20 protein-coding genes are annotated in these 10018 nt (G+C 63.6%); 11 read left to right on the top strand and 9 right to left on the bottom strand.

Annotated features, from left to right (window positions below; translation table 11 throughout):
* Positions 1-36 precede the first annotated feature (36 nt).
* Positions 37-231, bottom strand: coding sequence for an AbrB/MazE/SpoVT family DNA-binding domain-containing protein (locus IPM60_15315; GenBank protein ID MBK8909191.1), 195 nt, complete (start codon positions 229-231; stop codon positions 37-39).
* Positions 232-467: 236 nt separating this feature from the next.
* On the opposite strand from IPM60_15315, the gene IPM60_15320 reads away from it, so the two are divergent.
* Entirely contained in the window at positions 468-893 is a 426-nt protein-coding gene (locus tag IPM60_15320; protein ID MBK8909192.1) for a ferritin-like domain-containing protein, read from the top strand.
* 82 nt (positions 894-975) lie between these two features.
* Here the strand turns inward: IPM60_15320 and IPM60_15325 are convergent, their stop codons facing one another.
* From IPM60_15325 to IPM60_15340, 4 genes are all read right to left on the bottom strand, one after another.
* Positions 976-1389 (bottom strand): DUF1573 domain-containing protein, encoded by a 414-nt coding sequence (locus IPM60_15325; GenBank protein ID MBK8909193.1) that lies wholly within the window; start codon positions 1387-1389, stop codon positions 976-978.
* Positions 1389-1859: a hypothetical protein gene (locus tag IPM60_15330; protein ID MBK8909194.1), complete on the bottom strand. Its 471-nt coding sequence runs from the start codon at positions 1857-1859 to the stop codon at positions 1389-1391. Before IPM60_15330 ends, IPM60_15325 begins: the two co-directional genes overlap by 1 nt.
* A 138-nt stretch (positions 1860-1997) precedes the next feature.
* Entirely contained in the window at positions 1998-2261 is a 264-nt protein-coding gene (locus IPM60_15335; GenBank protein ID MBK8909195.1) for a DUF1573 domain-containing protein, read from the bottom strand.
* Positions 2258-2599: a hypothetical protein gene (locus IPM60_15340; protein ID MBK8909196.1), complete on the bottom strand. Its 342-nt coding sequence runs from the start codon at positions 2597-2599 to the stop codon at positions 2258-2260. Before IPM60_15340 ends, IPM60_15335 begins: the two co-directional genes overlap by 4 nt.
* Positions 2600-2751: 152 nt before the next feature.
* Between IPM60_15340 and IPM60_15345 the strand changes: the two genes are divergently transcribed.
* The 8 genes from IPM60_15345 (at position 2752) to IPM60_15380 (ending at position 8000) form a co-directional block, all read left to right on the top strand.
* Entirely contained in the window at positions 2752-3258 is a 507-nt protein-coding gene (locus tag IPM60_15345; protein ID MBK8909197.1) for a response regulator transcription factor, read from the top strand.
* Complete coding sequence (locus tag IPM60_15350) at positions 3255-3566, top strand: hypothetical protein (protein MBK8909198.1); 312 nt, start codon at positions 3255-3257, stop codon at positions 3564-3566. Before IPM60_15345 ends, IPM60_15350 begins: the two co-directional genes overlap by 4 nt.
* On the top strand, positions 3538-4329 hold the full coding sequence (locus tag IPM60_15355; GenBank protein MBK8909199.1) for a HAMP domain-containing protein: 792 nt from the start codon (positions 3538-3540) through the stop codon (positions 4327-4329). The genes IPM60_15350 and IPM60_15355 overlap by 29 nt, the downstream gene beginning before the upstream one ends.
* Entirely contained in the window at positions 4290-4733 is a 444-nt protein-coding gene (locus tag IPM60_15360; protein MBK8909200.1) for a hypothetical protein, read from the top strand. The genes IPM60_15355 and IPM60_15360 overlap by 40 nt, the downstream gene beginning before the upstream one ends.
* A 303-nt stretch (positions 4734-5036) precedes the next feature.
* Positions 5037-5498: a hypothetical protein gene (locus IPM60_15365; GenBank protein MBK8909201.1), complete on the top strand. Its 462-nt coding sequence runs from the start codon at positions 5037-5039 to the stop codon at positions 5496-5498.
* Positions 5450-6124, top strand: a complete 675-nt coding sequence (locus IPM60_15370) for a hypothetical protein (protein ID MBK8909202.1) — start codon at positions 5450-5452, stop codon at positions 6122-6124. Before IPM60_15365 ends, IPM60_15370 begins: the two co-directional genes overlap by 49 nt.
* Positions 6125-6963: 839 nt before the next feature.
* Entirely contained in the window at positions 6964-7464 is a 501-nt protein-coding gene (locus tag IPM60_15375; GenBank protein MBK8909203.1) for a hypothetical protein, read from the top strand.
* On the top strand, positions 7392-8000 hold the full coding sequence (locus IPM60_15380) for a hypothetical protein (protein ID MBK8909204.1): 609 nt from the start codon (positions 7392-7394) through the stop codon (positions 7998-8000). The genes IPM60_15375 and IPM60_15380 overlap by 73 nt, the downstream gene beginning before the upstream one ends.
* Here IPM60_15380 and IPM60_15385 read toward each other — a convergent pair.
* Genes IPM60_15385 through IPM60_15395 form a run of 3 tightly spaced genes read right to left on the bottom strand, consistent with a single transcriptional unit; the run spans position 7941 to position 8680 of the window.
* Positions 7941-8240: a hypothetical protein gene (locus IPM60_15385; protein ID MBK8909205.1), complete on the bottom strand. Its 300-nt coding sequence runs from the start codon at positions 8238-8240 to the stop codon at positions 7941-7943. The genes IPM60_15380 and IPM60_15385 overlap by 60 nt on opposite strands.
* A gap of 10 nt (positions 8241-8250) precedes the next feature.
* A complete protein-coding gene (locus IPM60_15390) occupies positions 8251-8484 on the bottom strand; it encodes a hypothetical protein (GenBank protein ID MBK8909206.1) in 234 nt (77 codons plus the stop codon).
* A complete protein-coding gene (locus IPM60_15395) occupies positions 8465-8680 on the bottom strand; it encodes a hypothetical protein (protein MBK8909207.1) in 216 nt (71 codons plus the stop codon). The genes IPM60_15390 and IPM60_15395 overlap by 20 nt, the downstream gene beginning before the upstream one ends.
* A gap of 109 nt (positions 8681-8789) precedes the next feature.
* On the opposite strand from IPM60_15395, the gene IPM60_15400 reads away from it, so the two are divergent.
* Positions 8790-8957 carry a hypothetical protein gene (locus tag IPM60_15400; protein ID MBK8909208.1) on the top strand — a complete coding sequence of 56 codons (168 nt, stop codon included), beginning with the start codon at positions 8790-8792 and terminating at the stop codon, positions 8955-8957.
* Here the strand turns inward: IPM60_15400 and IPM60_15405 are convergent.
* Entirely contained in the window at positions 8940-9392 is a 453-nt protein-coding gene (locus tag IPM60_15405) for a hypothetical protein (protein MBK8909209.1), read from the bottom strand. The genes IPM60_15400 and IPM60_15405 overlap by 18 nt on opposite strands.
* Positions 9393-9711: 319 nt before the next feature.
* Here IPM60_15405 and IPM60_15410 point away from each other — a divergent pair.
* Positions 9712-10018, top strand: a 307-nt coding sequence (locus IPM60_15410; protein ID MBK8909210.1) for a hypothetical protein, incomplete at its 3' end; no start/stop codon positions are given.

Below are 10018 nucleotides of genomic sequence, written 5' to 3' on the forward strand. Positions count from 1 at the left end.
CCCGCTCTTCGGCGCGCTCCCTCAGCAATTCCTCAGTCATCGACGGCCCACCGGACAGCATCCCGTGAAGGGCATCGATGGCCTCAAGCGATCTTCCGCCACCGGCGCAATGCTGATCACGCCGCCATATTCCACAAATTTGACCCGTGTGCCTTTCTTGAAGCCGTAGCGCTCGCGGATGTCCTTCGGGATGACGACCCAACCTTTGGCTGAGACGATTGATACAGACATTGGTCAGCCTCCGTATATACTGGAATGATTTTAGTATATACTGTTATTGTTCCGTTGTCACGTGGGGCAGGTACGCTGCGGGGTCTTTCAATAGTCGGCCGCGAAGGCTGCCTATTACGTGTGAATGTGGTAGAATCAGTAGTGGCAGTATTCTCCGCGGCGGCCCGTCATCCGCGCGATACCCGTCGCAATCTTTCGCCCGCCGGACAAAATAACAGACTACAAGGACCATTATAATGGATGCTAAAACCCTGATTGACAACCTGAACAAAGACCTGGCCGAAGAACTCGCGGCCGTAATCCAGTACACCACCTACGCCGCCAAAGTGACCGGCCCCTACCGGCCGCAACTGGTGGCGTTTTTTCTGGCCGAAGTGCCCGACGAGCTGGGGCATGCCCAGTTCCTGGCAAACAAGATCGTCGCCCTGGGCGGTGAACCGACCACTGTACCCAGCATGGTCAAGCCGGCCGAAACCAACCAGGAGATGCTCCAGGCCGTGATGGAGGCGGAGACGCGCGCCGTGGCCGGCTATACCCAGCGCGCTGATGAAGCCGATGCCTTCGGCGACGTCGGCCTGAAGGTACAGCTCGAAGATATGGTGCGCGACGAGACCGGCCACCGCGAAGAGACCGAGCGCATGCTGCGCGACTGGCCCCTTTAAGAGAGGGATGAAGGATGAAGGATGAAGGATGAGTTCTTCCTTCACCCTTCTCCCTTCACCCTTCTCCCTTCTCCCTTCATAATTATTCCGGCGGCCCAATATTGGCCGTCACCGCCACCACCGCTTCCGGCAGCGCCGGGTCGTTGGAGATCAGCCTGACATCGCGCATGATCGGCCCGCGCAGACCGGGGCCGTGCGCGCCGGAGTCAAAGGCGATGGTCAGCACGCCGCTCGCGCCGGGGGCAATCGTCATCGGTTCCAGCGCGGCCGTGGTGCAGCCGCACGATGTCGTGATTCGCTCGACCACCAGCGGCGCGTCGCCCTCGTTGCGCACCGTCACTTCCCGCTCGACGATCTTCCCGTTGGGAACGTCACCGAGCGCGAGCGTCATCTCCTCCAACGCCAGCCGCGGGGAACCCCCGGCAGCCGCGCCTCCGCCACAGGCGGCCGTCGCCGCCACCATGAACAGAAACGTAATCCAGATAATATAGCGCATCATCCACTTCCCGATTCGTCATTGGTCGTTCGAAATTCCGTCGGCGGCCCATACATGCTGTAATTCTCATCCAGGTATGCCCTGATCGCCTCCGGAGACGCGCCGCCGTCCATCAGCCGCATCTGATCCTGGGTGATGTCAACGCAGACCGTACAATTGACCGCATGGGCGTCGAAGACCAGCGCGCCGTCGGGGTCGGTCCCGGCCACGTAACACCCGTAGCTGGACGTATGGCCCAGCGCCACGCAGCCGCAGTAGCAAGGGACTTCGTGCGCCGCGTCGGGGTTGGCGACGGCGAAACGATAAGCCTCCTGCGTCCGGGCGTCGGCCGCGCGCACGTTCTCCGGCATATCCTCCAGCGGGGCCATCGGGTGATGGTGGCCGGCCGTGACCATCGCCGGGTCAACGTTCGAGGACATCCCGGCATGGGCGTCTTCCGCCTCCGGCTCGATGGCGCAGGCCGTCAACAATACAGTCACAAGGAGGACTGAGGCTAATAGGGTTCTTGTTATTCGGGTCATAATTCATCTAAATGAGTGACGAGTGACGAACGACGAGTGACGAATGAAGAGCGCGCTCTAAACTCGTCACTCGCAACTCGTCATTCGTCACTTGCTCGCTACTTCCGCCTGCACCCAAATCTCCGCCTGGGGCTGGTCGGGGTCGTTGGTCTCGATGATAATGCCGCGGCGCACCGTCTGCCCGGCCGAGTCGTGGAAGCCGGCGTCGAAGCGCAGTTCCACCGTCACGGCCTTGCCCGGCGGGATGGTATCGGCCGAGATTTCGGCCGTGGTGCAGCCGCAGGTCGTGTAGGCCCGGTTGATCGTCAGCGGGGCCTCGCCCGTATTACGCACGACGAATGTGCGCGTCACCACATCCTTCGCGCCGATGCGGCGAAGTCGTGGAATGTCTGGCGGGCTTCGATGTTGGGCTGCGGGCCGTCTTTCGGCAGGAAGGAATGCGCGCCGCCGCCCATTTCATGCGTCGCCCGGATCACCGCGCCGCGGACGATCTCGCCGTCGCTCACCAGCTCCACCGGCCGGTTCGCCAGCAGCGCCCCACCGCCAGCAACAGAACCGCACCACCGATAAAAGCCAGCGCGATAAGCAACTCCGGCCGGCCCGAACGCGATTTTTGTTTTGCATGTCTGACTTGTGCCATGTCTTTTCACCTTGTTTATGAAGTAAACAGTGCTACCTGAATACATCATACGCCCCTTCCCCTCCGCCGGGCAGCGCCAAATGGCGCATTCGAGTGACGAGCTACGAGCTACGAGTGGCGAGTTCAGAATACTCGTCACTCGTCATTCGTCACTCGTCACTCCCTTGACCTTCGTCGCGAATCTCGTTAAGTTATCGGGGTATGATTGAGTCGATCACGATCCTTCTGGCCGACGACCATGCCGTGGTGCGGGCGGGGATTCGACAATTCCTGGAGAGCGCCGACGGGCTGCGCGTCGTGGCCGAGGCCGATGACGGCGATGCCGCCCGCCGTCTCATCGCCGCCCACCGCGATGACCCCTACGCGCCGGGCTGGCGGCCGGGGCCATGGGTACGTCCTCAAAACGGCTTCGCCGGACGGGATGGTCCGCGCCGTCCGCGCGTTTACGAAGGCAAGCAGGTGCTCGATCCGGCCATCCGCGCCCGCGCCGTCGCTCTGGAAACGGTCTACGAGCCGCTTTCCGGGCGCGAGTTGGAAGTCCTGGCCCTGGCCGCTCGCGGATACACGAACAAAGCCATCAGCGCCCAGTTGTTCATCAGTGACCGCACCGTCCAGGGTCACCTGGCTCACATTTACGCCAAACTGCGGGCAAACACCCGTACCGATGCCGTCATGCGCGCCGTCGCCCTCGGTCTCATCACCCTATGACCCGCCTGCGCGGCCTGCCGGCCCAGCTTTTTCTCCTCACTGTCCTGCCGCTGACGTTGTTGCTGGCGCTCATCGCCTACGGCGGTCTGGCGCTGCATCAGGACGCCATGCGCCGGATGGTCGGCGAGCGCGACCAGAGAGCCGCCCGCGCCGCCGCCGCCGCGCTGGAGGAACAGTTGGCCCAGCGCGAGGCCGCCGTCCGCAACCTGGCGCTCCACGCCGTTCACGTGCCGCCGGCGACGGCATTGGCCGACAGCGCTTCATTCCACGACGACTTCATTGCTGGCGATTTTCGGGCCGGACGGTGAACTGCTGGCCGCCGACGACCCGGAGTGGTGGGTGACAATAGAATCAACAATAGAAACCGGGGGTTCCAGAAACGGGGTTTCTTCTGAGAAACCCGGTTTCTACAGGTTCTACGAGCTTCCTCCCCATCTTCCCCGGCCCCGACACCGGCGCCAGGTACTGGTTGTCGTCGCCGCGGCCGAGGACAGGACGACGGCCGCGGGGCCATCGATCCCGCCGCCGTCGCCCGCGACGTCCCCGGTCGCGTCGTGCTGCCCGGCGACCACACCGTCGCCTATCTGGTCGCTCCCGACAGGACGCTTCTTACCAGACGGGCCGGAGCGTCCATACCGGTCCGGCGGCCACGCCATCCGGGCGTCGCCGAGGCGCTGCGGCGAGATCGGCGCGACCTTCCTCGACGTCGGCGCGGATGAACACGTTATCAGCTACACGCCGATCGCGCCGGTCGGCTGGGCGCTGGTCATGGAAGAGGCGTGGCGCGAGATGACCGAACCGATGCTGCGGCGGACGGAACTGGCCCCGTTCATCCTGCTGCCCGTTCTGGCGGTCGCCCTGGCCGGGTTGTGGTTCGGCGCGCGCCGGATCGTTGAACCGCTGCGGGCATTGGCCGACCGCGCCGTCGCACTCGGCCGCGGCGACTTCGACGCGCTTCGCGAGCCGGTGGGCGGCATCGGCGAGATTCGGCAATTGCAGGGCGAACTGGCCGGCATGACCGCCGCCTGCAGATGGCTCAGCAGGGCTTGCGCGATTATCTCGCCGCGCTGACTGTCGGGCAGGAGGAAGAGCGCCGGCGGCTGGCCCGCGAGCTTCACGACGACACCGTCCAGTCGCTCATCGCGCTCAACCAGCGCATCCAGTTGGCCCAGACCGGGGGCAAGGGGCGCGGCCGAACAACTGGCCGAGATGGAGGCGCTGGCGACGGAAGCCATCGCCGACTTGCGACGGATGACCCGCGACCTGCGGCCGAGCTACCTCGACGACCTGGGGCTGTCTCCCGCGCTGGAACTGCTGGCCCGCGATCAGTTGGCCGCGTTGGGCGTCCGATTGAGTTTACGGCAATCGGGGACGAACGGCGTCTTGACCCGAGATGGAACTGGCCTTCTATCGCATCACCCAGGAGGCGCTGCGCAACATCGGCCGCCACGCGAGCGCGAGCCGGGCCGGAGTGATTCTGGAGTTCACCCCGGCCGGATGACGCTGACGGTCAGCGATGATGGAGTGGGCTTTGACATCAACCGGCCGCGCCGTCGAACTGGCGTCGTCAGGCCACTTCGGTCTGTTGGGCGCGCGAGCGGGCAGAGGCAGTCGGCGCGCGGCTGGTGGTGGATTCGGCGCCGGGCAAGGGAACAAGAGTTGTTGTGACGAGTGGCGAAGAAAAATGACCTGACCGGCGATCTCCCTCTTGACATCCTCCCCCCACTCCTTACAATGTCATACAGTTCGACATAATCAGGCAACAGGAGGCTCTCGTCATGCGCAAATACTACTCCGCCGGCTATATCATCGTGTCCATCATCCTCATTATAGGGGTCGGGCTGGCCGGCGTCATCCCGTTGGCGTGGCGCTGGCTGCTTGTGATGGGCATTTTCGTTCTCCTGTTGGCGTTTATCGGCCGCGACATCACCGGCAGCGAGCAGGCGGTGCGCATGAGAAGCGGCCGCGTTGAGACCCGGTTCGCGCCCGGCCGCATCGACGGCGTGCTCATAGACGCGCGCAACAAGATCAGCCTCTCGCGGCTGCAACTGATACTCTGGACGGTCGTCGTCCTCTCGGCCTGGATCACGCTGGGGCTGCATCGGGTCAGCCCCATCCTGTTGGGTCGGACGCCGGCGTCGGACGTGCAAGTGGTGGAGGCGGTGGCGAGGTGCTGGCCGGGGGTGGAGAAGTGGGCGAGCGGCAGATTCGCGGGCCGCGGCTCGTCGTGGAGCAGGTGACCGGCGAACAGGCCGTCCTGCCGGGCGAGGAGTCGGATGAGGCCTCCGAGCTGAACCGCTACCAGCCGCTCAATATCGACATCCCGCAGGAGGTATTGCTGGCTCTGGGTATCAGCATCGCCTCAATGGCCGGGGCGGGGGCCATCAGGTCCAACCAGGCGACCAGGGAGGACGGCCGGGCGCAAGACGTGGCCGCCCGCAGCGAAACGGCCCGCGAGCAGGCCGTTCATTCGACCGTCGCGCTCGAATCGCTGCAATCCAGTTACCATTCGCTGGAAAGCACGACCGCCGGCGGGCTGGAGTCGATGGATGCGGGGCTTCAGGTGGACGAGGAAGCGCTGGCTGAGGCCCAGGCGCAAATGGCGGCGATGGAGTCCGAGTTGCGGGCGGCCAGAGCGGACGCGGAGCGGGCCAATCGGCGCGCGGCCGAACTGGAGGCGGCGCGGGAAACGGCCGTCGGCGAGCTACACGCCCATCCCACCGTTGCCGATGCCCGCTGGAGCGATATGGTTCGCGGCGACACCATCGCCAATTTCCAGTTTACCGATGTGGGCAAGATTCAGATGTTTTTCTTCTCAGTCATTCTGGTCTTCGCCTACTCGCTGCGCGGCTGTTGCCGACCATGACGAACTGTTCGGGGCCACGCCTGCGCCGTGGGTCAGGATCTTCCCAGTAGACCTCCGGCGTCTTGTCGGCCACCACCTCCACCCCGGCGAAGTAAGGCCCCCAGACCGGAACGAGCCACCTTGTCCTGCTGGTGCAACAGATCGCCCTTGGTGATGAGCAACAGCGGGAAGTCGGCCGACAGCGCGGCAGCATCTCCTCCACCTCATCGATGAGCCGGATGTCGGCCGAGACCATCTCGCGGAAATATCCAGCAGCCGGCCGATCTCCGCGCCGGTGATACGACCGCCGGTCACCTGGACGGCCGTCTCGATGAGCGAGAGGATGAAGCTGGTGATGCCGAAGCCGTAGTAGGGCAGGTTGCGCATCTCCGTATCGTGGACGACGCTCTCCAGATCAGCGGACGTGAAGCCGTGCGGCCGCAGGAGTTCGTCAAACTGCCGCCGCGCCTCGCGGTATAGGTGTTCCGTATGCCAGAGTGTATCGTCGGCGTCGAAGGCGATGAGTTGAATCATGCGTAGATTTTATAGCGCGCGCCGTGTGCTGGGTAGGGTTTGCTGTCCTGTGCAGTGCGCGCGCGTTGTGCTATGCTCATCCTTGAGAAATCCCGGCTCCATCAGCCGGCTACAGGAGCTAACGAACCTATGATTCAAAACTTTACGAAGATCTGCGTGAGTTCGCCGACTACGCTGCCGGCCACGCACAGGACAAATACCTCTCTCTATTTGATGACCAGATCCGCCGCCCCGGAGAATCAGAGTCAGACCCTGGCCTGGCAAATCTATCTGAGAAACGCCGTGGCTGATATCGAGGCGGGTCTTGATTCCACCCAGACCAAGCAATGGAGAGCGTGCGGCTCAACGACACCGACCCGAACAAGGAATGGGCGCGCGATTCGCAAGCGCCTGGACAAGTACCTCAAGCTACCGGCCGGAGGGCAAAACGCTGGCCTTGTTCATCAGTCCGGGAAGCGAACATCGCTTTGAGCTGCCTGTGCGGCTGGCGAATGTCCATCACTTCGGCACCCCATATTCAGGAGTTCCTGTGGGCGCTGGACGAATACGAAGTCCACATGGTGGCGCTGATGGCCGAAGATGAAGCCCGGGTGCTGCGCGTCGGTCTTGGCCGCACGGCGACGGATTCGGCCGTCATATCGGACCAGAAATGGTTGCGGAAGCAACGCAAATCAGCCCACACCGCGAATCTCAAGTCGCGCCAGGACGAGTTGACCCGGCGATTTGTTCGCACCATCGCCGCTGATGCCGACAAATACTTCCTGAAAATCCCGATATCGAGCGGATCGTTCTCGGCGGCGATCAGCGACTGGCCAACACCGTGTTAGGCGCGGTGCATCCGGCGGTTCAGGAGAAAGTCATCGCCGTATTGCCGATCCCGATGGAACTGCCGCCGCATGAGATTGCCGATCGCATTCGCTACGGCCGAACAGGCCGAGCGCGGTATGAGGATGCCCTGGTTACAGAGGTGATCGATCAGGCGAAAGCGGGCGGGCGCGGGGCGACGGGCCAGGTTGCAGTCGGCCGCGCGCTGGATCGCGCCGCCGTTCGCCTGCTGGCTCTGCCATATCCGGCCGATGAAGCGACGGAGCCGCTGCTGCTACAGGCGGTGCAACAGGGCAGCCAGGTGGAGTTTCTGCATGGAGAAGCGGCCGAGCGCGCCATGCGAAAGCCGGTGGCATCATCGCCCAACTGTATTATGCAATCGGTTAGCGGGCGGCATTCAGATAAGGAGACAAACAAGGACGCAGGGGCAAGGCAACCGGGAGAGAATCGCCCGGTTTGCGCTCGTTTACTCTACGGATTACCGACAATAAACGGCAGCAGGACGGAGCGAACGACCGCCTGGAAGTTTTGCCAGTAGCCGCTCAGCCGGGGGGTAGTTGTCGCCCGACACCTGACCGGCCACGGGTTGTCCGGCTGTGCTCATCATCGTGTACGACGCGCTGCTCATCGTCTGGCCGCCGGAAGCGACGACCTGCCAGGTAACGCTGTTAGCAGCCGGGGCGGCCGGATCCAGCGCCAGCGCGGCTACGACGGCAACGGCGAACAACAGCAGCGCCGCGACCAGGGCGAGCATCAGGATGCGTTTCCATGTTCTCATGGCGCGCCTCCTATTGCCCACTCAGCATGACCCAGACCATGCCGTCGCTGTCCACCTCGCTGAGCGCGCGGGTGAAGCCGGGGCCGGCGGTCACTTCCGCGCCGTCGGTTCCCGCGTTGAGGCTCGCGCCGGGCAATGCATCCGTGCCTGCCGCTCGCACTTGTACCAGACCCTGAACGACAACCGACAGATAGCCGCCGGCCGCAGCCGGCCCGCTGGAGGGATTACCGCCGCCGGTTCTCATACCGTTGGTTTCGACGACCGGCTCTCCGGGTCGCCGCGCCTGTTGCTACGCCGATGATCACGTCATTGGGAGAAGTGGCCTTTTGTACCAGCATGATGGGGATATCGAGGTCGGGGTCAGTTTCCACGCCCGCGATAGCGACAAAATCGCCGGCGTTGATGGCCGCGCCGCCCACGTTTTGGGCGAGATACGCCATGGTACATCCCGTGCAGTTGCCGGAGACGGAGATACCGACATCGCCGTCAAACAAGGCGTCATACCAAGAAGGGCCGCCCCTGGCTAGATGCCGCGGAAGTTTTGGGGCAGTGAATACGGCCGAGTACGAGGTGCCGAGCGCGCGCCTGGAGCGCCGCGACTCTTTCGCGGTCGGCGCCGGTCGGGCTGGCCTGGTTAAGCGCCAGCAGGCGCCGCTGCCGCCGGTAGCCGAGAGGTCGGTGTTCCAGACGGTCAGCGCCTCACCGGTGTCCACCTGACCGCCGAAATCCGGTCGCGCGTTTGCGCGCCTTTGCGCGACCGCGCCGGAGGCGAGGGAAAGAGCATAGGGAGCCTTGCAGCCGCTGGCGAGGGGTTAGCGTCTCGCCGCCGACAGTGATCTGCAACCACGTCGGCTGGGCGAAGACGGTCGGATCGGCGGTGCCGAACGGGCTTACCGACGCGGTAAACAGGCCATCCGCGACCGCGATAGTTTGAGTCTCGGTGTAGACGGCCGTGCCGCCGGTCGCCGCATGGAAAATGCCGTACTCAATTTCGTAGTTGCCGTCGGGGACAGGGGCGCCGTTTTCATCGAGCAAGCGGCCCTGATGGCTGAAAGTCGGAGCGAGCTTGACCGCGCCACAGGCGGCCAGGAACAGTAACAGGAAAGGCAAGGCCACGAAAAGCAGCCGGGTGGGGTTTCTCAGTTGTGACATATGACTTATCTCCTCGGTATGCAAGCGATGTTGTCTCGATGAATAGATTGAATAAGTGGGGTTGTGGGCTACATAGGCGTCACCTCGGATTTTGGAGCGGTCTCCCCCGCCCGCCTAACAGTATAGATGACATGTCAAGTGGGCGTCAATAGGGATGACGCGAAAAGTCGCCGCGCGATCACCCCTCGTAAATTTCCCGCACTTCGGCTATACTCTCTAGCTTTATTCCCCCAGGCCGACAGAGGCCTGTTTTGCGACCGTTTGAAACGCACCGCCCGCGACCCCGACGACGGGAAACGTAACTGCTGGAGAGGAGACCATGTCCAACACAATCGAAGTGGGCCAACGCTATCGCAATTCAACCGGCGAGTATGAAATCGTATCCATTGACGGGATGTGGGCCACCGTCCGTTATGAGAGCGGCGAGACCAAGCGCCATCTGCTGGTCGCGCTGCAGATCCATTGGGACAACGAGCGAGCCGTGGTCGAGGCAGCCGCGGCCGCCCAAAAAACCGCCGGCAAGACACCCCGCACCCGCGCGCCCAAACCGCCTGCCCCCTTCCCTATCGATGAGACGTCCGGGCCTCATCGCCGGTATCATCCGCGCCGGAACCACGCCCGATGGA

This window comes from Rhodospirillales bacterium (assembly GCA_016710335.1).
Taxonomy (GTDB): Bacteria; Pseudomonadota; Alphaproteobacteria; order Rhodospirillales; family Defluviicoccaceae; genus JADJXQ01.